Below are 23,956 nucleotides of genomic sequence, written 5' to 3'. Positions count from 1 at the left end.
TTAGTTAGTTAATAGCGAGTTGTTAAGTGCTTTGTTAATACGATTAATTAGATCTGCATAATGATTTCTAGTTTCTTGATTTCCTGTATTCTTCTTTAATTGTAATAATCGTAAAATTTTATTTAATTCTCCTTTCTTCTCAGATGTTACTTCAGTAACTCTTTTTAAAGAAGATTGATTTATATTTCTAATCATTTTGTCTTCATGAATATGATTACATAATGATGGCATATTTAATGTTTTTGTAAATTGAATTGATTTTTTAGAGTCTGTTTTTTCAAATAGTTTATTTGTCGAAACAATTAATACATCTACATAATTTTTTTGTGTCATACGTTCCAAAATTGACAACGATTTATTTTGAATAGTTCCATTAAAAACATGTTGATGAACCTTTCCAAAAAGATTGCCTACAGTAAATAGTTTTTCTTTACTGTTATTTCGTTGATATAATTCATTTTCAATCATTCTTAATAAACGTTCATCTCTGAATAAATCATATAAAATACCATATTGTAATTCTCTAGATAAAGTATAAGGTGTATATTCATATGGACCAATAGGAGAGTCTTTTAATGGATTTGTTTTGTCAAGAATAGAGTTAAAGAATAACCACTCTGGAATTGTAATTACATTTTTTAATAAGTAGTCTGTTGCTTTTCTTTGCATTGCGGCTGGAACCGGAATATAACTTGCTTTGTCATCACCATGTACTGTTGTATTTAAATATACTCCGCCAATATTATTTAGAACATGACGGTTATATAATTGCCATTGACCAATAGTTCCGATATATAGTTTGCCAGTTTGATAATATGACTCATCTTTGTCATACGTCCAAGTGAGGATGTTTTCAACAACCCTTTTTAAGTTTTTTAATCCATATTCACTTGCTTTAACAGCATCGTTTCCTAAATCTTCAGATTGAGAACGAGGATCAATTATAGCGCCACCATCTTGTTGTTCTCCATAAAAATAAATAGGATCATTTTGATGTTTAGCAATTAACATATTTAATTTTTCTTTCTCTTCTGTTTCACTTGGATACCATCTATATCCCCAATCAATAGCATATTTATCATACTCTCCAATTTTAGGAGTTATTGCTGTTATGCTGTCTTCAGGTTGTGCAACATAGTTATAACGTGCATAATCCATGATCGAAGGAGCTGTTCCGCCCATTTTTTCTGTAAAATCTTTAGAACGTAAAGAGTCTACTTCAAACGCAAATGAAGAACCCATATTGTGTTTTAATCCAAAAGTGTGTCCAACTTCATGTGATGAAACAAATCGAATAGCTTCACCCATATGTTCATCACTAAATTTATTACCTCTTGCTTTTGGATCAATTGGTCCAGTTTGAATACGCATCCAACTATGTAAAGAAGTCATTACATTGTGCCACCATATAATATCAGCTTCAAGTATTTCTCCACTTCTTGGATCAACTACAGAAGGACCCATCGCATTTGCTTTTGGAGAAGCAGCATAAGTAATAACAGAATAACGAACATCATCAACATCAAAATCTGTGTCTGCTTCAGTTGGTTCTTTTGCTATTATTGCATTTTTAAATCCAGCTTTTTCAAAAGCGGCTTGCCAATCGTGTACACCATCAATAATATATTGTCTCCATTGTTTAGGTGTAGAAGGATCAATATAATAGACAATTGGTTTTTTAGGCTCTACTAATTCTCCTTTTAAATATTTGTCTTCATCCTCTTTTTTTGGTTCTAGTCTCCATCTAGTAATTAGTTCTTTTTCAACCATTGCATGTTGATTATCATTAAAATACCAGTGCTTTTCTGTGAAATAGCCAATACGTTTGTCTGAAAATCGAGGCTTCATAGGAACTTTGTCTAATAAAACAATATTGCTAGTTGCCCCTAAAGTTACGAATAAAGCAGGACCTCCTTCACTTATAAGAGTAGTTAATTGTGATTTCACAATTATATTGTTTGGAAATGTTTTCACATTTTCAATATATGATAAGTCTGATTTAACAGATCCGCCAAAGCCAATATTGCTTAATATATCATTAAAACTTTTTTGCTTTCCATCAAATATTTTATTGACTTTTATTACTACAGAAGTTGAATCATTATTTTTAGCTTCAATGTCAAAAAACTCTATTATTGATTCTGAAAAATTATTCTTTACAGATTCCGTAATGGCATCATTTTCAGGAGACGAAACTTTTGGTAGATATGATTTAACCCAAACTTTTTTTGCAATAGTATCTTTGTAAAAAGTAATTACTTTATTTTCATAATTCATTCCTTTGTTTAAGCCTGCTTCATTAACTTGCATAGGAACTTGTGATAATTTATTCACTACAAGGAATTCTCTGCCCATTAAACTATCAGGAATTTCAAAATAGATATCGGTTTTAACCTGAATGGTGTTAAATAAACCTTTTTTGAAAGTTCCTTTTTTAATTAGTTCAGCGTAACCTTTCGTTTTTGTAACTGTAGTATCTTTTGTCGTTTCTGATTTTGTATTTTTTTGCTTTCTTTTTTGCGAAAAAGCGGAAATATTACTTAATAAAAACAATAATATCAATACATATTTTGCGTTTGATATGAATGCCTTTTGTCTCATTTATGTTAAGTTTAGGTTAAATAATTATCGTGAAATTTATGGGGTTTGACGATAATATAAAAACAAAAGGGAGTGAGTGGCTATTTTTTGAGAGTGAGTGATTTTTTTTAATCAATTAATGGAAGTATACAGGTGAAATTTCCATCTTTTTCAAATGTTTTAAAGTCTTCTTTAGAATAATAATTATAGATACTTTGTAAATATTTTAGTCCAAAATTATTACTTTGTTCAGGATTTGTCTTTTTTTGTAAATTATTGCTAATAATTACAGTGTCTTTTTTAATAATAATTCGAGTTCTTAAAGGTGATTCAATTGTAGCAGAATTATGTTTTATAATATTTTCAATACAAATTTGAAGAGCTAAATATGGAATGTTTTTTATTAATCCAGAATCTTCTTCTATTTCAATTGAGAATTGTAGTTCTTCATTAAATCGAGTCATTTGCAAAAAAATGTATTTTTCTATAAAGGATAGTTCTTCATTTAATGGAACTATATTTTCTTGTGGCGGTTCAATAAGATATCGATAAATTTTAGATAAATTTAAAGTGAACTTCTTTGCTGTTTGATTATTTACATCAATCAACATATAAAGAGAATTCAAAGTATTGAATAAAAAATGTGGATTGATTTGCTCTTTCAATTGTTGTAATTGAATTAATACTTTTTCCTTTGTTACTTTCTCATTTTCTAGTAACAATTTATTTTTATCTCTTATTAACGATTCTTTTTCAAGATACTCTTTTCGGTTTGCACGATTAAATAAATAAAATATAAAGACTAGAATAAAAGTTGTCGTTAGGTAAATAGCGGAAGCATATTTTTTTACATTATTTACATTTTCATCTGCAATTAATTTTGGGAAGTTTATACAAATATACCAATCAATGCCTTCAAAGTGTAAAGGTTTTATGAATCGAATAACATCTAACTGCAAATACTCAGATATTGCAATTTCTTCATTATAAGTTATTCCATTTTGAAAAATAGTATCTGACGGCTTAATGTTTGAAAAGCTAAAAATATTTTTTCCGTTTTTATCAGAATCAGGATGAAAAATAGTTGTTCCGTTTTTGTCAAAAACAAAGGCATAGTTAGGTGAATTTTCATCAATTGTAGAAAAATAGCTATGGAGTTTTTTTAAATCTACATCATAGCCATAACGGATAATTATTGAGTCGTTTTTATGAATTTTAAAATAATTACGCCAAATCAATATGTTATCTTGTTGGAAAATGACACTTGTGTTTTCTTTTTTATGAATTGATTCAACAGATAGATTAACATTCTTATTAATGTATCCTTTTTCAGATGAATTATTTACACGTATTGGTCCATCATTTATTTGAAACCAATTTCGAATAACAACAGGATTACTAAGCTGGACAGTGTTTAAAACAGAAAGATTATTAATTAAGTCTTTGTCATCACTTATCTTCAGTATTTGATTAACGTTTTTCTTTTGTTCTAATAAGCGCGAAAATTCTTGTTGAAAAACATCATATTTTTTTAAAAAACTTCGTTGTGCTATTTCATGATTTGATTTTTCTGTGATTTTTGTGATTAAATTACTTAAAGAATAGATAGCAATCATAGTCAATAGAATGACACCGAGACTTGTAATTATAAAAGTTCGTCTGGAAATTGTGTTTTTTATAGGAAATTTCAAGAATGGTTTAGTTTTTAATTTTCATATATAAGATATGAAGCCCTCATTTTCTTAAAGGAATTAATATCTTTTTCCCATGTTTTTTTTATTTCTGCTTCAGATTGACCAGATTCAATTTGCTGTTGTAATTTTTTAGTTCCAGCAAGTTTCGTAAAAAATGAATTAAAAAACTTCGATTTATCAGGTGTTTGATTGTATGCTTTTATTAGCCATTTTAATTCTAATTGATTAATTTTTTCAATTTTAGTCAGATCTTCTCCATAACATGTTTTTCCATTATATAAAGGATCTTTTGCGCCTTCATTTGGTTTAGGAGTAAAATTAAAAGAACTTTTAGGTAAATATGGAGAACCGTATATCTGAAATTGTTTATCAGTGCCTCGTCCAACACTTACATTTGTTCCTTCAAAAAAGCATAAACTAGCATATAAGTTGATGGCTTGCGTATTAGGTAGGTTAGGAGAAGGCTTTACAGGTAAATTATAAGGTATGTTTTTATTGTAATGTAGACATGGAATAACTCTTAAATCACATTGTATGTTATTTTTTAACCATTTTTCACCATTTATCATTTTAGCATATTCACCTATCGTCATACCATGTAAAACAGGAATTTCATGCATTCCAACAAAACTTTTGAATTCAGGTTCTAAAATAGGACCATCAATTATTCCTCCATTTGGATTTGGTCTGTCTAAAACAATTAAAGGAATGTTGTTTTCAGCACAAGCTTCCATCACATAGTGTAAGGAAGAGATATAAGTGTAAAATCGAGCACCAACATCTTGTAAGTCAAAAATAATGATATCTATATTTTTTAGTTGTTCAGGTTTTGGTTTTTTATTATTACCATATAATGAGATTATAGGTAAATTTGTTTTCGTGTCTTTTCCGTTTTTAATTAATTCTCCCGCGTCTGCTGTTCCTCTAAAACCATGTTCAGGAGCAAATATTGAAGAAACGTTGATTTTATTCTCAATTAACCAATCTACCAAATGTATTGTTTTACTAGAAGAGGGATAATGTTTTTGTTCTTTTTCTAAATTTAAATCAACTAAACTAGATTGATTTGCAACAACTCCTATGTTTTTATATGTTTTTAATATAGGAAGATATACTTTCCAGTTATCAGCTCCAGTCTTAATTTCATTTAAAATAGTTTCTTTTTTTATAGACATAGAATCTTTTTCCTCTTCTTTCTTTATAGAATTTCCACAAGAAAAAATAAGTAATACAAGAAATAAAAACGTATTTTTGAGGACCAATTTACTAAGCATAAACGATTTGAATTTAGAATATTTTATAGCCAAAAGACTTGTTAGAACTAAAAGTCATAAAAGTAGTGTTTCTTCGCCAATTATAAAAATTGCAATTATTGCTATTGCAATAGGTGTTATCATGATGATTATGTCAATTGCGACAGGAATTGGACTCCAAAATAAAATAAGAGATAAGATTTCAGCTTTTAACGGTCATATTATTATTTCTACTTATGATGATAATCAATCACAAGGAAGCACTGTTCCTATCTCAACAATTCAAGAATTTTATCCAGACTTTAAAACAGTTTCGGGTGTAAGACATATTCAAGCTGTTGCAACAAAGGCGGCTATGATTCGAACAGAGGAAACGGTAGAAGGGATTATTTTTAAAGGAGTTGGTAAAGATTATAATTGGAATAATATAAAGGAGTACTTAGTTGAAGGCAAAATACCAAACTTAAAAGATGAAAGAACAGATGAAGTTGTAATGTCTCAATATTTAGCTAACAGATTAAATCTTAAACTTAATGATATTTGTAGGACCTATTTCATTAAGGAAGGAAATAAAGGATATAATCTTAGAAGCTTTAAAGTGATAGGAATATTTAATTCTGGATTTGAAGAGTTTGACTCTAATTTTGTTATTGGAGATTTAAGACATATACAACATATTAATAAGTGGAAAGAGACTGAAGTAGGTTCTTTTGAAGTTTTTCTTGATGACTTTACTAAAATAGAGGAAAAGGGAAAAGAAATTTACAAAGCAACACCTCCTATATATAATAGTGTAACAATAATAGATAAGTACTATAGTATTTTTGAATGGTTAAAATTATTTGATTTTAATATTATAGTGATTTTAATTGTAATGATAATAGTATCTACTATTAATATGATAGTAGCATTGTTGGTTTTAATTTTAGAACGAACCCAGATGATTGGTATTTTGAAAGCTATAGGAGCTAATAATTGGAATATTAGAAAAATATTTCTTTATAATGCCGCCCATATAATAGTTAGAGGTTTATTGTGGGGTAATGGAATTGCTATTAGTTTTTTGTTATTGCAAAAATATTTTGGAATTGTAAAATTAGATCCAGAAAATTATTATGTTAGTCAAGCTCCAGTTGATATTAATGTTGGTTATATTTTATTTTTAAACCTAGGAACTATATTAGTATGTTTGATAGTATTGTTGATCCCATCTTTTATAATAACAAAGATTTCTCCAGTTAGAGCTATTAGATTTGAATAGCTTTTATTTTCTTTATATATATAGGAGATTAAGTTTGAGAATAATTTGTGTGTGTGTAGGATTTGTGTGTGTTAAGATATTTTTAGAGGTTTGGTTGTTGTGTTTAGGGTTGATTATTTTATAAAGTTATGTAAAGGTTAAAAAAAGATTATTTGTAAGTAATTGATTTTTAGGGATGATTAAAAAAGATTTAAAAATAGTTTAAAAAAGTCTTGTGGGAATGAAAAAAGTGTCTACTTTTGCACCCGCAATCAAGGCAAGTTCATATAAAGATTTTTGGAATATAACGGTAGTTATTTAGCTGATAAAAAAAAGAAAAATTTTTTTCAAAAAAAGTTTGTCAGTTTCAAAAAAAAGAGTTACTTTTGCACCCGCAAACAATTTCACTGAAATGCTTTAGAGATAAGGGATGAGGTGATAAGTTTAAGCGAAGTTCATGAGTGATTTTTTTGAGAGATAACGAAGGTTATGAGTTGGCAAAAAAAAGAAAAATTTTTTCAAAAAAAGTTTGTCAGTTTCAAAATAAAGAATTACCTTTGCAGCCCGCTAAACAAGTGAAGTTCTGATACATGTTGAGTAAGATTTTTTAGGGATTAATTTTAAGAAAAACTTTTAAAAAATATTTCAAAAAAAGCTTGCGAGATTAAAAAGAAGGTTGTAGTTTTGCAGCCGCTAAACGAGAGAATAGCGGAATAAAAAAGAATGACACGTTCATAGACATATTGGATTGACAGCATAACTTAAAGTGATTTAAGTTATAAAGTAAAAGAGAGTAAATTGAATTAGACTATACGTCAGCGATTATCGTACAAAATTAAAATATACGATGAAGAGTTTGATCCTGGCTCAGGATGAACGCTAGCGGCAGGCCTAACACATGCAAGTCGAGGGGTAGAGTTAGCTTGCTAACTTGAGACCGGCGCACGGGTGCGTAACGCGTATGCAATCTACCTTGTACAGAGGGATAGCCCAGAGAAATTTGGATTAATACCTCATAGTATTATCGGGAGGCATCTTCTGATTATTAAAGTTCCAACGGTACAAGATGAGCATGCGTCCCATTAGCTAGTTGGTATGGTAACGGCATACCAAGGCAATGATGGGTAGGGGTCCTGAGAGGGAGATCCCCCACACTGGTACTGAGACACGGACCAGACTCCTACGGGAGGCAGCAGTGAGGAATATTGGACAATGGGCGCAAGCCTGATCCAGCCATGCCGCGTGCAGGAAGACGGCCCTATGGGTTGTAAACTGCTTTTATACAGGAAGAAACACTGCTACGTGTAGCAGCTTGACGGTACTGTAGGAATAAGGATCGGCTAACTCCGTGCCAGCAGCCGCGGTAATACGGAGGATCCAAGCGTTATCCGGAATCATTGGGTTTAAAGGGTCCGTAGGCGGCCTTATAAGTCAGTGGTGAAATCTTCTAGCTCAACTAGGAAACTGCCATTGATACTGTAGGGCTTGAATGTTTAGGAAGTAACTAGAATATGTAGTGTAGCGGTGAAATGCTTAGATATTACATGGAATACCAATTGCGAAGGCAGGTTACTACTAAATGATTGACGCTGATGGACGAAAGCGTGGGTAGCGAACAGGATTAGATACCCTGGTAGTCCACGCCGTAAACGATGGATACTAGCTGTTCGGACTTCGGTTTGAGTGGCTAAGCGAAAGTGATAAGTATCCCACCTGGGGAGTACGCACGCAAGTGTGAAACTCAAAGGAATTGACGGGGGCCCGCACAAGCGGTGGAGCATGTGGTTTAATTCGATGATACGCGAGGAACCTTACCAGGGCTTAAATGGGAGACGACAGATTTGGAAACAGATTTTTCTTCGGACGTCTTTCAAGGTGCTGCATGGTTGTCGTCAGCTCGTGCCGTGAGGTGTCAGGTTAAGTCCTATAACGAGCGCAACCCCTGTCGTTAGTTGCCAGCGAGTAATGTCGGGAACTCTAACGAGACTGCCGGTGCAAACCGCGAGGAAGGTGGGGATGACGTCAAATCATCACGGCCCTTACGTCCTGGGCCACACACGTGCTACAATGGCCGGTACAGAGAGCAGCTACATGGTGACATGATGCGAATCTTCAAAACCGGTCTCAGTTCGGATCGGAGTCTGCAACTCGACTCCGTGAAGCTGGAATCGCTAGTAATCGGATATCAGCCATGATCCGGTGAATACGTTCCCGGGCCTTGTACACACCGCCCGTCAAGCCATGGAAGCTGGGGGTACCTGAAGTCGGTGACCGTAAGGAGCTGCCTAGGGTAAAACTGGTAACTGGGGCTAAGTCGTAACAAGGTAGCCGTACCGGAAGGTGCGGCTGGAACACCTCCTTTCTAGAGAAAAGATAAAGTTGTATGTATAAGAGATTGATTTTACTCTCGCTGTTAGTTCAAAAAACAATAAAAACTAAAGAAAACAGAGTCTCGTAGCTCAGCTGGTTAGAGTACTACACTGATAATGTAGGGGTCGGCAGTTCGAGTCTGCCCGGGACTACAATTTTCGAGTTTTTATAGGAAATTTTAGAGGTTGAGTAAGCCGTTTGAAGTCTGTTAACTGCAAACTGTTAACTATTGACTACTAAATGGGGGATTAGCTCAGCTGGCTAGAGCGCCTGCCTTGCACGCAGGAGGTCATCGGTTCGACTCCGATATTCTCCACGAATACTTTGTAAGAAAGTATAAAAGTTCATTGACATATTGAAAAAAGAAAATATAAAAATATAATAGAAAGCACAAATTTCGGGTGTTATATTCGTATAACATTTGAAAAACAAGTACAATAAGCAAAATAAGGGCGTATGGGGAATGCCTAGGCTCTCAGAGGCGATGAAGGACGTGATAAGCTGCGAAAAGCTACGGGGATTGGCACACACGAATTGATCCGTAGATATCCGAATGGGGCAACCCACTATGTTGAAGACATAGTACTCCGATAGGAGAGTAAACCCGCTGAACTGAAACATCTAAGTAGGCGGAGGAGAAGAAAACAAAAGTGATTCCGTAAGTAGTGGCGAGCGAACGCGGATTAGCCCAAACCAAAGTTGTTACGGCAATTTTGGGGTTGTAGGACTGCGACATTCTATGCGGATTGAATTAGAATAACCTGGAAAGGTTAACCAAAGAAGGTGATAGTCCTGTATAGGTAAGAGAAGATATAGATAGCAGTATCCTGAGTAGCGCGGGGCACGTGAAACCCTGTGTGAATCTGCCGGGACCATCCGGTAAGGCTAAATACTCCTGAGAGACCGATAGTGAACCAGTACCGTGAGGGAAAGGTGAAAAGAACCGTGAATAACGGAGTGAAATAGATCCTGAAACCATACGCTTACAAGCGGTCGGAGCCCTTTCGTGGGGTGACGGCGTGCCTTTTGCATAATGAGCCTACGAGTTACCGTTGCTGGCAAGGATAAGTACTTCAGGTATGGATCCGTAGCGAAAGCGAGTCTGAATAGGGCGCCATAGTCAGTAATGGTAGACGCGAAACCGTGTGATCTACCCATGGGCAGGATGAAGCTGTGGTAACACACAGTGGAGGTCCGAACCCGTTGACGTTGAAAAGTCTTGGGATGACCTGTGGGTAGGGGTGAAAGGCCAATCAAACTCGGAAATAGCTCGTACTCCCCGAAATGCATTTAGGTGCAGCGCTGAATTAGTTATATAGAGGTAGAGCTACTGATTGGATGCGGGGGTTTCACCACCTACCAATTCCTGACAAACTCCGAATGCTATATAATGATGCTCAGCAGTGAGGGCATGGGTGCTAAGGTCCATGTCCGAGAGGGAAAGAACCCAGACCATCAGCTAAGGTCCCCAAATGTATACTAAGTTGAAAAAACGCGGTTTGTCTGCTTAGACAGCTAGGATGTTGGCTTGGAAGCAGCCATTCATTTAAAGAGTGCGTAACAGCTCACTAGTCGAGCGGACGAGCATGGATAATAATCGGGCATAAGTATACTACCGAAGCTATGGACAGATTAATCTGTGGTAGGGGAGCATTCTAAACTGGGTTGAAGGTGATATGTGAGTATTGCTGGACTGTTTAGAAAAGAAAATGTAGGCATAAGTAACGATAATGCGGGCGAGAAACCCGCACACCGAAAAACTAAGGTTTCCTCAGCTATGCTAATCAGCTGAGGGTTAGTCGGGTCCTAAGGCGAACCCGAAAGGGACAGTCGATGGCCAACGGGTTAATATTCCCGTACTACTTATAATTGTGATGGAATGACGGAGTGATGAAAGCACCGCGAACTGACGGAATAGTTCGTTGAAGTACCTAACTATATTCTCTATAGGCAAATCCGTAGAGAATGGTGAAATACGATAGTACTCGGAGTCTTCGGACAAAGGGATAGTGTGCCTAAGGGCTTCCAAGAAAAGTTTCTAAACTTAGATTATAAGTACCCGTACCGTAAACCGACACAGGTAGTTGAGGAGAGAATCCTAAGGTGCTCGAGAGATTCATGGCTAAGGAATTAGGCAAAATAGACCTGTAACTTCGGGAGAAAGGTCGCCAGCAGCAATGCTGGCCGCAGTGAAAAGGTCCAGGCGACTGTTTATCAAAAACACAGGGCTCTGCAAAATCGTAAGATGAAGTATAGGGCCTGACACCTGCCCGGTGCTGGAAGGTTAAGAGGAGATGTTATCTTCGGAGAAGCATTGAATTGAAGCCCCAGTAAACGGCGGCCGTAACTATAACGGTCCTAAGGTAGCGAAATTCCTTGTCGGGTAAGTTCCGACCTGCACGAATGGTGTAACGATCTGGACACTGTCTCAGCCATGAGCTCGGTGAAATTGTAGTATCGGTGAAGATGCCGATTACCCGCAGTGGGACGAAAAGACCCTGTGCACCTTTACTATAGCTTAATATTGACCTTGGACACGTGATGTGTAGGATAGGTGGGAGACTTTGAAGTGGCGTCGCTAGGCGTTGTGGAGTCATTGTTGAAATACCACCCTTTGCTTGTCTGAGGCCTAACCCCGCTTAAGTGGGGGACATTGTTTGGTGGGTAGTTTGACTGGGGTGGTCGCCTCCAAAAGAGTAACGGAGGCTTCTAAAGGTTCCCTCAGCACGCTTGGTAACCGTGCGTAGAGTGCAATGGTATAAGGGAGCTTGACTGAGAGACATACAGGTCGATCAGGTACGAAAGTAGAGCATAGTGATCCGGTGGTTCCGCATGGAAGGGCCATCGCTCAAAGGATAAAAGGTACGCCGGGGATAACAGGCTGATCTCCCCCAAGAGCTCATATCGACGGGGGGGTTTGGCACCTCGATGTCGGCTCGTCACATCCTGGGGCTGGAGAAGGTCCCAAGGGTTGGGCTGTTCGCCCATTAAAGTGGCACGCGAGCTGGGTTCAGAACGTCGTGAGACAGTTCGGTCTCTATCTACTGTGGGCGTTAGAAATTTGAGTGGATCTGATTCTAGTACGAGAGGACCGAATTGGACAAACCTCTGGTGTATCTGTTGTTCCGCCAGGAGCACTGCAGAGTAGCTACGTTTGGAAGGGATAAGCGCTGAAAGCATATAAGCGCGAAACCCACCACAAGATGAGATTTCTTTTAAGGATCGTGGAAGATGACCACGTTGATAGGCTATAGATGTAAAGGCAGTAATGTCATAGTCGAGTAGTACTAATAATCCGTAAGCTTATGTACGCTTTTCCTGCGCCGCAAGGCGCAGGGAGAAACTTTCTGTAAAAAATAGATTTTCTTGTCTCAATATGTTAAGATATTATTGTAGTTATTCATTTTGAAAAATAAATGTATATTACAAATAGTTGCCTAAAGCAATTATAACCTCTTAAGGTGGTTATTGCGGTGGGGCTCACCTCTTCCCATTCCGAACAGAGAAGTTAAGCCCACCTGCGCAGATGGTACTGCAATCCTGTGGGAGAGTATGTCGCCGCCTTTCTTTTAAAAACCCTAATCAGTACGATTAGGGTTTTTTTGTTTTTAAAATTTATTGGATATTCGCTATTTTTAAATGATTACTAATATCTTAAGTAGGTACTAGTGCTTATCCTTATTTATTGAATTGATTTATTACTATTTTAAAACTATATTTGTTTTATGCAGTATTTTATAGAAGTCATTTTACCATTAGCTCTCCAAAAGTCTTTTACTTATGATTTATACTACATAAAGTACTGTTTTTATGCCTCTTAGGGTATACATATTTTGGTGTTATTTACTCTTGCATAAGTAAAATAGTAGATCTGGAATAAAATATATGATCTAGAGTTGTTTTTCTATTATTCTTAGCTATTACCAAGTTAACACATATTATTGTTGAATAATTTCAATGATAGATAGTTCTATCTTTTTAGTGAAATCTTCTGCTTTTGAATTAAATTCTCTTAGTTACCTTTGTACTATACTGTCATTTAATCTGGATTCTTGACTAATATCTTTTATTAATCTACCTGATTTTAACAATTCTGCAATCGTAATTTTAAAGTTTTTATCACAGAATTTTCCATAATTTATCCTATTTATGGGCTTAATTATTGCGTCAAAATAAAGATAGAAATTCCAAAAAGAAGTTTTTGAAGCAAGTAACCAAACGTACGGAAACTCTAGAATAGTTGATACAACTAAAGGGAATAGTTGTCAAGTATCAAAAAAATAAGTTGCTAAATTGATGCGAATTTAATGTTTTGAGAAGTAAATTTTAAAGATGTTTTAAAGTTGTAATAGATTCTAATCATCCGTATTAAGTTTGTATAAGTTTTTTGAATAGAAGTTTTACAGTGAAATCCTTGAATGAAGAAGTTTGGGTATTTTAAACCTATATAAGAATAGTTAAAGGTTGTTTATATCTCACAATTATTATTGATTTGTATAATAGATGAGTGATAGGATGTTAATTAAGTATGTAATCGTAGAAAATTTATCCGACTTTTTGTTGGATGGATATTGTTTTATATGTCATTATTTCAAAACACGGTATAATAAAAAAAAGGAAACAATTGTTTCCTTTTTTAACTTCAGATAAATAAAATTAATCCCAATACTTTTATTTAACTAACCAGAAAGTGCTTTTAATAGTGGCTTAATACTTTTATTATGAATATAACTAACTCTTAATAACATATTAACAATATAATCTTTCAAAAGAAAAATAAATTACCATTTTAAAAGTTATTAAATTGCTTAAAAGAATAAAACAACTAATAATTTTCATGTCTGTTTATGTTTGTTATGTACTTAAATGTAATAATCATGCCAATTTGTGTTAGATGTTGAAATTGATTATAAGTATTTGAATTATAGTGTTTTAATTTTTTTACTCATATTATGTAATTGTGTAAAAAAGCGTTACTGTATAATTATAATGGGTATTTATTACACATATTTTGTATAGTGTCATACTTTGACTGTTTTTTATAAATAAATTTGTGTATGATAATTAATATTAAAAAATTACAAGTTACATTTGTTGTAATAATTTTTTATGTTAGATAATTATGCTTGAGAATTTAAAAAAAATACTAAACGAAGATCAAGATCCAAAATCGATTGATAAAATAACGGCTAAGCTTGAAAATTTATTAATGTCTAATGAAGATATTGGTTACATAGCTGTACAAAAGAAACCAGCAGTAACAATATTACCTGATAGTATTGTTGTTACAAATAAAAGGATAATATTGTGTAAGCCTAAAAATCTTGGTTTATCGATGGAGTTTGTAGATTATGATTGGGATGATATTACAGGTAGTTTTGTTAAAGAAGGAATTCTAGGGGCTGATTTTACTTTTACAACGAAGTCAGATTTAACATATACAATAGATTATTTACCAAAGAATCAAGCAAGAAAACTATATACTTTTGCTAAAGAACAACTGGAGATTCTTAAAAACCCTGTAATTAAAGAGATTGATAAAGAAGAGTCTTCGGTGAGTGCAATTGAATTTGTTTCTGAAGATATAATTTTTAAAAATGAGGAATCTGAAAAAACAGTTCTTGAAGAGACTAAGTCTGAAGAAGTGTTTGATTTTGCTGAAATTATTCCTGTTAATGAGCAAATTATTCGATATGAAGAAGCTAGAGTAGATAATAGTGTTGATTTAGGATCAGAGCGAAAATTGAGTGAATTATCTCAGGATGAATTGTTTGAAAAACTCCAAAATTACAAGAGGTTATTGGATAACGGGTTAATTTTACAAGGCGAGTATGATAGTTTTAAAAAGGAAATTTTGACTTATATGTAGAAAAAAAGGGAATTTATAAATTCCCTTTTTTAGTTTATAATGATTTTTTTTGTTTTTCAACAAATCCATCTGCTTGTAATTTTAATAATTCTGTTGCTTTTTGTTTTTTGTATTTATATAGCTCATTGTCTTCTTTAATGTCAGTATATATTTTATCATAAATTTCGGCATCTGTTTTAAGTTGTAGTTCACTTTGATATTTATTTTGGGTTAGTGCGTTTAAAGTAAACATTTCATAATCTTCAATCTTGTAATCATATTCTCCTTTTCCAGATAGAAGTTTGGCAATTATGGGAGAGGTTTCTATTGCTAGAAATAATAGCATTATAAAGAATGAAGGTAGCCAAGGTAATTTGTTTAAAGCGTTTATTCTGGCCATTAAACCATCAAATGCGTTTATTATAGGTTGCGTCTCTGTTATTTTGTTTTCTAAATTATTTTGAACTTCTTTTATTTGAATTTCTAATTCGTTAATTTTAGATTGATTAGTGTTTTTTAAAGTTTCTAACTCTTTTAGAGCGGAATCGTGTTTTTCACGTTTTTCTTTATAAACGGGCCCTTTTCCTAATTTCTTCGTTCCAGTTGTTCCTTCTGCTTCAGTAATGTAAACAGTGTATAGATTATTAACTTCTTTTTCTTTTTTTAGGACATTATTTTTTAAGCTATCTATTTGCGCTTTATTCTTGTCTAAATCTTTTTGAAAATAATTAGAAATTTCTTTTTTATTGTTTAAGGCCATTGCATTTTTTTCTTTAAGTAAAACTGTATTGATTTCTTTTTCAAAAATTTTAATTTCTAAAGGTTTTGAAATGACAATTGCAATAATGATAGCTAGTATGATTCGAGGAGTTGCTTGAAGAAATTCTTTCCAGAAACTATCTCTTTTCTTTATAGTAGAAACAATAAATCGATCAAGATTGAATATAAGTAATCCCCAAATGAGACCAAAACCTATTGCAGTGTAGATGGTGTCGAAAACGGTGTATAATGCATAACTTGCGGCAATAAAAGCCATTATAGCAGTAAAAAAAACGGTAGCGCCAATTCCGGCATATTTGTTTTGTTCTGCATTAGAGCAAGAATTGATGAGATTCTTATCGGCTCCTGAACATAAGATAAAGAAGGTTTTTAACATAATATTGTTTTTTGATGATGATTGTATTGAAAATAAGTTCAATTTTTGATTAGTACAAATTTAATCACAAATGTTTCAAATTGTTGTTAAATTGTTGAAAAATAATTAGATAAAGAGAAACCCTTACATTAATGTAAGGGTTTCTATAAATAATTTTAAAATAGTTATTAAAAATTAATATCTATAATATTCTGGTTTGAAAGGACCTTCAACAGGAACTCCAATGTATTTTGCTTGATCTTCACGTAATGTTTCTAATTCAACACCTAGCTTAGCTAAATGTAAAGCAGCTACTTTCTCATCTAAATGTTTAGGTAACATATATACTTCATTTTTGTAAGCAGCGCTATTTGTCCATAATTCGATTTGCGCTAAAGTTTGGTTTGTAAATGAATTACTCATTACAAAACTTGGGTGACCTGTTGCACAGCCTAAATTAACTAAGCGTCCTTCTGCTAAAATGATGATATCTTTTCCATTAATAGTATATTTATCAACTTGTGGTTTGATTTCGATTTTTGATGTTCCATGATTCTTGTTTAACCAAGCCATGTCAATTTCGTTATCAAAGTGTCCAATATTACAAACAATTGTTTTATCTTTCATTTGTTCGAAATGAGAACCAAGAACGATATCTTTATTTCCTGTTGTAGTGATGATAATATCAGCATTTCCTACAACAGTGTTTAGTTTTTTAACTTCAAATCCGTCCATTGCAGCTTGTAAAGCACAAATTGGATCTATTTCTGTAACTGTTACGATAGAACCAGCTCCTCTAAAAGAAGCAGCAGTACCTTTTCCTACATCACCATATCCGCAAACTACAACTCTTTTACCTGCTAACATAATATCTGTTGCTCTACGAACAGCATCAACTGCCGATTCTTTACAACCATATTTATTGTCAAATTTTGATTTAGTTACAGAGTCATTTACATTGATTGCTGGAATATGTAAAGTTCCGTTTTGCATTCTTTCATATAAACGGTGAACTCCAGTTGTTGTTTCTTCTGATAAACCTTTGATATTCTCAATTAATTCTGGAAAACGATCAAAAACCATGTTCGTTAAATCACCACCATCATCAAGAATCATATTTAATGGTTTTCTGTCTTCACCAAACCATAAAGTTTGTTCAATACACCAGTCAAATTCTTCTTCATTTAGACCTTTCCATGCATAAACAGGGATTCCAGCAGCAGCGATAGCGGCAGCAGCATGATCTTGAGTTGAAAAAATATTACAAGAACTCCAAGTTACATCAGCACCAAGAGCTACTAAAGTTTCGATTAAAACAGCAGTTTGAATTGTCATATGAAGACATCCTGCAATACGAGCGCCTTTTAAAGGTTGACTTGTACCATATTCTGCTCTTAAAGCCATTAAACCTGGCATTTCTGCTTCAGCTAATTCAATTTCTTTTCTTCCCCAATCTGCTAAAGTAATATCTTTTACTTTGTAAGGCACATAAGTTGTCGTATTTGAACTCATCTATTGTATATTTGTATTATTAATTTTGAATGGCAAAGGTACAAAATCCATTTTTAATTATTAAATTTTATCACTTATTTTGTGAAATGTTTAATAGCATAAAGCTTTGAATTTCAATTGAATATTTTAGATGCCACTATATAAAAAAATAAATAGAGATAAAAACACAATTCTTTTCGTGTGGAAAATTGAAGAAGAGTTTGATGATTTATTTAAAATTATTTCCTTAAAAGAAACTTCATTGATCCGATTGTTAAATATGAAATCGGAAAGTCACCAAAGAGGGTTTTTAGCTGTAAGAATGTTACTCTTAGAAGCAGGTTATACTGATTTTGATTTATACTATGATGAGTTTGGTAAACCACATTTAGTTGATGGTAAACAAATCTCAATTAGTCATTCGCATGATTTCTCAGTAATACAGGTTGGTGATTGTAAGATGGGAATTGATTTAGAAATCTTAAAGAATAAAATTGTAACAATTGCACCGAGGTTTATGGATGTTATGCATTTGAAAAATTTAAATAAAGAAGAGAAAATAAAAAAAGCAACCGTTGTTTGGGGTGTAAAGGAATCGATATTCAAAATTAAAAATGAAAAAGGGATTAGTTTTCCAAATCATATTTTTGAAAATCAATTTAGTTTGAATGATTTTGGAGGAATTGCTCAATTAAAATTTAATAATACTATTGAAGAATATTGTTTTACATTTGAATTTATAGAGAATTATGCTTTAGTTTGCGCATTCGAAAAAAAGTAATGACGTCAATATATCAAGAAATAGTATTTGCTAAAAAAAACAAAAGGAAACTTCTAGTAATTCTTTTGGATCCTGAAAAAATTTTAGTATCTGATGTTGCTTTACTATGTTCAAAAATTAAAAATGCTCCAGTGACTCATATATTTTTGGGAGGAAGTACTTTTAATGGAAATTATTTAGATGAATTAATTGTTGAAATAAAAAAGTATTGCACTCTTCCTATTCTGCTTTTTCCAGGAGATCACAAGCAAATATCAAATGAAGCAGATGGAATTTTATTTTTGAGTTTATTGTCGGGGAGGAATCCAGATTACCTGATTGAGCATCAAATAAATGCAGTTCCTTTTTTAAAGAAAACAGATTTAGAAATTATTCCAACAGCTTATCTGTTAATTGAGAGCGGAACTATCACTGCTGTTGAAAGGGTTAGTCTAACAAAGCCACTAGATAGAAATAATATAGATTATGTTTGTCAAACAGCAAAAGCAGGAGAATTTATGGGAAATAAACTGGTTTATTTAGAAGCAGGAAGTGGGGCAAAAAATGCGATTCCTTTAGAAATGATTAAGAAAGTGGTTGATGAAATTCAGATTCCATTAATCGTTGGAGGAGGTATTAGTACTCAGGAAGCTATAGAGAAAGTATTTGAAGCAGGTGCCGATATGGTTGTTATTGGAACTGCATTTGAAAATGATAACACCTTTTTTAATTAATGATTGATTTTTTATTTTCACAATATAAAGGCTATCCGACACATCAAATTGTTTTAGAAATTATTGCTATTCTTTTTGGATTGGCAAGTGTTTTGTTTGCTAAAAAGAATAATATTTTAGTTTATCCAACGGGAATTGTTAGTACCATTATTTTTGTATATTTATTGTATAAATGGAGTTTAATTGGAGACATGTTAATTAATGGATATTATGCTACTATGAGTATTTATGGTTGGGTGCTTTGGTCACAAAAAAAAGATGATATAATAGAGTATCCTATATCTATTATGGATAAAAGAGATATTATTAAAGCTGTGGTTATATTTTTTATTACAGTTCTATTTGTTGTTTTTATATACAAATTTTTCAATAAATTTACAGACTGGACAGCTTATGTAGATACATTTACAACAGGGATATTTTTTGTAGGAATGTGGCTTATGGCTAAAAGAAAAATTGAAAATTGGATACTTTGGATTATTGGAGATATTATTTCTATTCCATTGTATTTTTATAAAGGTTATACTTTTACAAGTCTTCAATATTTTATATTTACAATTATTGCAATTTACGCCTTTAAAGAATGGAAAAAAAGTTTAGCGAAAACGATTTAAAACAAATAAAACTCAAAGAAATAACAGTAGAAAGCATAGAGCAACAGCTGCGTTTTTTTAGAACTGGAATTCCTAAAATTAAATTACTAAAGTCAGCAACAAAAGATGATGGTATTTGGGTTTTAGATAAAGAAGAAAAAGCTTTTTATGTAGCAGTATTTGATAAGAAAAAGCAGTATTTTAATATTGAAAAGTTTATTCCTGCTTCTGGTGCGGCTACAAGGATGTTTAAGTTTTTAACTGAATTTTTGTTCGAATTTGATATTGAAAATGAAACTATTAATGCTTATATTAATAGAAAGAAAAGCAATGATCTACCTATTTTTTTAATTGGAATAAAAAATTTCCCTTTTTATGTAGAATTAAAAAAGCATACGCTTTCTCTTTATCCAGAATATGAAAGTTATAATAGTGATAAAAAAAGTTATTGTTTAATTAAAACACTACTTTCAAAAGACTGTTTCAATTATGGAAATAAACCTAAAGGAGTTTTACCTTTTCACGAGAAAGAAGGAGAAAAAGTAACGCCAATAGAAGAACATTTAAAGGAAACTATTTTTTATAAAAGAGGAGATAGAAAGCCTAAAGTACATTTTACAATTTCAGAAGAACATTTAGTGGATTTTGAAAAAATAACGTCAAAGTATGATGATTTTGATATTTCATTTTCATATCAACAACCTTATACTGATACACTAGCTGTAAACTTAGATAATTCTCCTTATAGAGATGAACAAGGTAATTTGTTTTTTAGACCAGGAGGACATGGGGCTTTAATTGAAAATCTTAATGCTCTGAATTCGGATATTATCTTTATAAAAAATATTGATAATGTTTCCTATAATCACATTGATGATGTTTTAGAGAATAAAAAAATACTAGGAGGAGTCTTAATTACTATTCAAAATCAAGTATTTGATTATCTTAAAGAAATTGAAAAAGAAACAATAACTATTGAAAGAATTAAAGAGATTTCAGATTTTATTACTCAAAAATTAAATTGGAATCTACCAAAAGAGTTTTTTAATTTTACCCAAAAAGAGCAATTAGAAAAACTTTTTGAGATACTGAATAGACCTATTCGTGTATGTGGAATGGTGAAAAATGAAGGAGAGCCAGGAGGTGGTCCTTTTTGGATTAATCATGAAGATGGAAGAGTTTCGCTTCAAATTGTAGAAAGCTCGCAAATAGACTTAAATGACACAAATCAAATGAATATTTTTAGAAATTCAACACATTTTAATCCTGTAGATTTAGTTTGTGGAATTAAAAAATATAATGGAGAAAAATTTGATTTAAACGAGTATGTAGATAAAAATACAGGTTTTATTGTTGAAAAAAATAAAAATGGTAATCCGATAAAAGGATTTGAGTTACCTGGTTTGTGGAATGGAGCAATGGCATTTTGGATTACTATTTTCGTTGAAGTTCCGTTAACTACATTTAATCCAGTAAAAACAGTGAATGATTTATTAAAGTCAGCACATCAATCAAAAAATGAATAAAGAAATTGTTATATCTGAGTTAAAATTAAAAGCAGTAAGAAGTAGTGGTGCTGGTGGTCAAAATGTAAATAAAGTTTCTTCTAAAGTAGTGCTTACTTTCGATTTAAATAGTTCATTGGGTTTAACTGAAGAGGAAAAAGAGTATTTAAAAGAAAGAATAGCAACTAGATTAACACAAGATTTTATTTTGATGTTAAATTGTGATGAAGATAGAAGTCAATTAAAAAACAAAGAAATTGTAATTAAACGATTTCTAACGATATTAACTAACGGATTAAAGAAACCTAAAATTAGAAAAGAAACTAGAATTCCAAAATCAGTAAAAGAAAAAAGAATTAAAGAAAAGAAAAATATAGGTTTAATAAAGCAGTCTAGAAGAAAGCCAGAAATTTAACTTTTTACAGATATAATCTGATTACTTTACTATCTTTGCATCGTCTCAAAGGGGTGCTTTAAATATTTTAAAATTTTAAGGCTGAGATTATACCCGTGGAACCTAGAACAGATAATGCTGTTTAGGGAATTAAAAAACTAAATACTATTAAATTTAACAAAGAATAATTACCCCTTTTATTCGTATATAATTTGCGAATGAAAACTTTATTCAAAATTAAAAAATCAAAAAAGACATTGAGCTTTTTGATTACTTTTTCTTCACTATGTATCTTTTCACAGGAAAAACAACTTGACAGTATTAAAGTAACACAACTAGACGAGGTTTTAGTGTCTGCCGTAAGAGCAAATTCAAAGCAACCTGTAAGTTTTACTAATATGTCAAAAACTGAAATTGCAAAACGCAATTTAGGTCAAGACATTCCTATGTTATTAAACTATTTGCCTTCTGTTGTTACTACAACTGATGCTGGAAATGGTGTTGGCTATACAGGAATTAGAGTAAGAGGGAGTGATGCGACAAGAGTAAATATTACAATTAATGGAATTCCATATAATGATTCAGAATCTCATGGAACATATTGGGTAAATATGCCTGATTTCGCTTCTTCTTTACAAAGTATTCAATTACAAAGAGGAGTTGGAACATCTACAAATGGTTCTGGAGCGTTTGGAGCAAGTTTAAATATGCTTACAGATTTAGCTGCGGAAGAATCAAATGGTGAAATTTCAAATTCATTTGGAAGTTTTAATACAAGAAAGCATACAGTAAAATTTAGTACTGGAAAAATGAAAAATGGTTTTGAACTTTCTGGAAGATTGTCAAATATTCATTCAGATGGTTATGTTGATAGAGCTACTTCAGATTTAAAATCCTATTTTTTACAAGGAGCTTATTTTGAAGGGACTACTTTGATTAAGGCCTTAGCGTTTGGAGGAACTGAAAGAACGTATCAATCATGGAACGGAGTTGATAGAGAGACTTTTAATGAAAACCCTACATTTAATTCAGCAGGAATCTATACTGATGAGTTTGGGAATACTCGTTATTATGATAATGAAACTGATAATTATCAGCAAGATCATTATCAGTTACATTGGAACGAGAAATGGAGTGAGAATTGGAATACAAACTTAGCTTTTCATTATACAAAAGGAAAAGGATATTACGAAAATTATAAAGAAGATGAAGCTTTTTCAGATTATGGGCTTATTCCAACTGCTGGGCAAGTTTCAACAGATTTAATTCGTCAAAAATGGTTAGATAATAATTTCTATGGAACTACATTTTCTGCAAATTATAATAAAGATAATTTTGACTTTATATTAGGAGGAGCTTGGAATAAATATGAAGGCGATCATTTTGGAAAAGTAATTTGGGCAAGATATGCTTCTACAAGTGAACTTGGAGATAGATATTACGATGATTATGGAAATAAAACAGACGGAAATGTTTTTGCAAAAGTGAGTTATGAATTTTCAAACGGATTTGCTGTTTTCGGAGACTTACAGTATAGAACAGTAAACTATGAAGCAAATGGAGTTCAAGCAGATTTGATAAATGATACATTTAATTTTTTCAATCCAAAAGCAGGACTAACATATAAATTATCTAATAATAGTACTTTATTTTTGTCGTATGCAAGAGCAAATAGAGAGCCAAATAGAACAGATTATGAGAATGGAAGTCCTAAGCCAGAACAGTTAGATGATTTTGAATTAGGATGGAAATTCGGATCTTCAAAATCAAGATTAAATGTGAATGCATACTATATGGCATATAAAGATCAATTGGTTTTAACAGGTGAACTAGATGATGTTGGAGCGCCTATTCGTAGTAATAGTGGTGATAGTTATCGTTTAGGTGTTGAAGTAGAAGCTACAATATTATTGTCTAAAAAATGGACAATAGCGCCTAATTTTACATTGAGTAAGAATAAAAATATTGATTTTTATTCAGATGCTTCTGGAGATTTGGAGAATATTGGGAATACAAATATTGCATATTCGCCAGAAATTATAATTGGAAATCAAATAATATTCAGTGGGTTTAAAAATTTTGAAATAGGTTTGCTGTCAAAATTTGTAGGAGAACAATATTTAAATAACACAGATGATAAATCAGGGATATTAACAGATTATTTTGTTAATGATTTAAATTTAATATATTCTTTACCAATACATAAAATTGCTGAAGAAATTATTTTTACACTTAATTCGAATAATATTTTTAATAAAAAATATGCTTCTAATGCTGTTGATTATGGAGGTGGTTATGTTTATTATTATCCACAAGCAGGTGCAAATATAATGTTTGGAATGACTTTGAAGTTTTAAAA

Annotated in this window: 13 protein-coding genes, 2 tRNA genes and 3 rRNA genes; 13 read left to right on the top strand and 5 right to left on the bottom strand. The window is 32.3% G+C overall.

Features of this window, described 5'->3' with window-relative positions; all coding sequences use genetic code 11:
* The 3 genes from LXD69_RS03400 to LXD69_RS03390 form a co-directional block, all read right to left on the bottom strand.
* Entirely contained in the window at positions 1-2,601 is a 2,601-nt protein-coding gene (locus LXD69_RS03400; RefSeq protein ID WP_246917584.1) for a zinc-dependent metalloprotease, read from the bottom strand.
* 107 nt (positions 2,602-2,708) lie between these two features.
* Positions 2,709-4,271, bottom strand: a complete 1,563-nt coding sequence (locus LXD69_RS03395; RefSeq protein WP_246917582.1) for a sensor histidine kinase — start codon at positions 4,269-4,271, stop codon at positions 2,709-2,711.
* Between the two features lie 14 nt (positions 4,272-4,285).
* Positions 4,286-5,548 (bottom strand): exo-beta-N-acetylmuramidase NamZ family protein, encoded by a 1,263-nt coding sequence (locus LXD69_RS03390; protein WP_246917580.1) that lies wholly within the window; start codon positions 5,546-5,548, stop codon positions 4,286-4,288.
* Positions 5,549-5,555: 7 nt separating this feature from the next.
* Between LXD69_RS03390 and LXD69_RS03385 the strand changes: the two genes are divergently transcribed.
* The 7 genes from LXD69_RS03385 to LXD69_RS03355 all read left to right on the top strand — a co-directional run bounded on the left by LXD69_RS03385 (position 5,556) and on the right by LXD69_RS03355 (position 15,006).
* The gene (locus tag LXD69_RS03385; RefSeq protein ID WP_246917578.1) at positions 5,556-6,788 is read left to right on the top strand and encodes an ABC transporter permease; all 1,233 of its coding nucleotides are present in this window, start codon (positions 5,556-5,558) and stop codon (positions 6,786-6,788) included.
* An 823-nt stretch (positions 6,789-7,611) separates the two neighbouring features.
* A 16S ribosomal RNA gene (locus LXD69_RS03380) occupies positions 7,612-9,129 on the top strand.
* Between the two features lie 86 nt (positions 9,130-9,215).
* Positions 9,216-9,289, top strand: a tRNA-Ile gene (locus LXD69_RS03375).
* Between the two features lie 90 nt (positions 9,290-9,379).
* A tRNA-Ala gene (locus tag LXD69_RS03370) sits at positions 9,380-9,453 on the top strand.
* Positions 9,454-9,572: 119 nt separating this feature from the next.
* Positions 9,573-12,448, top strand: a 23S ribosomal RNA gene (locus LXD69_RS03365).
* A 146-nt stretch (positions 12,449-12,594) separates the two neighbouring features.
* Positions 12,595-12,704, top strand: a 5S ribosomal RNA gene (rrf, locus tag LXD69_RS03360).
* The 16S, 23S and 5S rRNA genes sit together here with 2 tRNA genes alongside, the layout of an rRNA operon.
* A gap of 1,555 nt (positions 12,705-14,259) precedes the next feature.
* Positions 14,260-15,006, top strand: a complete 747-nt coding sequence (locus tag LXD69_RS03355) for a PH domain-containing protein (RefSeq protein ID WP_246917575.1) — start codon at positions 14,260-14,262, stop codon at positions 15,004-15,006.
* A gap of 34 nt (positions 15,007-15,040) precedes the next feature.
* Here LXD69_RS03355 and LXD69_RS03350 read toward each other — a convergent pair whose 3' ends face one another.
* A complete protein-coding gene (locus LXD69_RS03350; protein WP_246917573.1) occupies positions 15,041-16,141 on the bottom strand; it encodes a DUF4407 domain-containing protein in 1,101 nt (366 codons plus the stop codon).
* Between the two features lie 174 nt (positions 16,142-16,315).
* Positions 16,316-17,632 (bottom strand): adenosylhomocysteinase, encoded by a 1,317-nt coding sequence (gene ahcY / locus LXD69_RS03345; RefSeq protein WP_045969253.1) that lies wholly within the window; start codon positions 17,630-17,632, stop codon positions 16,316-16,318.
* A 130-nt stretch (positions 17,633-17,762) separates the two neighbouring features.
* On the opposite strand from ahcY, the gene LXD69_RS03340 reads away from it, so the two are divergent.
* From LXD69_RS03340 to LXD69_RS03315, 6 genes are all read left to right on the top strand, one after another.
* Positions 17,763-18,392 carry a 4'-phosphopantetheinyl transferase family protein gene (locus LXD69_RS03340; protein WP_045969251.1) on the top strand — a complete coding sequence of 210 codons (630 nt, stop codon included), beginning with the start codon at positions 17,763-17,765 and terminating at the stop codon, positions 18,390-18,392.
* Entirely contained in the window at positions 18,392-19,105 is a 714-nt protein-coding gene (locus LXD69_RS03335) for a geranylgeranylglyceryl/heptaprenylglyceryl phosphate synthase (protein ID WP_246917570.1), read from the top strand. The genes LXD69_RS03340 and LXD69_RS03335 overlap by 1 nt, the downstream gene beginning before the upstream one ends.
* Positions 19,105-19,719 carry a nicotinamide riboside transporter PnuC gene (gene pnuC, locus LXD69_RS03330; protein WP_246917567.1) on the top strand — a complete coding sequence of 205 codons (615 nt, stop codon included), beginning with the start codon at positions 19,105-19,107 and terminating at the stop codon, positions 19,717-19,719. The genes LXD69_RS03335 and pnuC overlap by 1 nt, the downstream gene beginning before the upstream one ends.
* Positions 19,689-21,224, top strand: a complete 1,536-nt coding sequence (locus LXD69_RS03325; RefSeq protein WP_246917565.1) for a DUF4301 family protein — start codon at positions 19,689-19,691, stop codon at positions 21,222-21,224. Before pnuC ends, LXD69_RS03325 begins: the two co-directional genes overlap by 31 nt.
* On the top strand, positions 21,217-21,618 hold the full coding sequence (arfB, locus tag LXD69_RS03320; protein WP_045969243.1) for an alternative ribosome rescue aminoacyl-tRNA hydrolase ArfB: 402 nt from the start codon (positions 21,217-21,219) through the stop codon (positions 21,616-21,618). The genes LXD69_RS03325 and arfB overlap by 8 nt, the downstream gene beginning before the upstream one ends.
* A 197-nt stretch (positions 21,619-21,815) precedes the next feature.
* Complete coding sequence (locus LXD69_RS03315; protein WP_246917562.1) at positions 21,816-23,954, top strand: TonB-dependent receptor; 2,139 nt, start codon at positions 21,816-21,818, stop codon at positions 23,952-23,954.
* The last annotated feature ends 2 nt before the right edge of the window (positions 23,955-23,956 follow it).

It is taken from the genome of Flavobacterium sediminilitoris, assembly GCF_023008245.1.
GTDB classification, from domain to species: domain Bacteria; phylum Bacteroidota; class Bacteroidia; order Flavobacteriales; family Flavobacteriaceae; genus Flavobacterium; species Flavobacterium sediminilitoris.
Note: the sequence above shows the minus strand (reverse complement) of the source record. Positions and strands in the feature narration are given on the sequence as shown.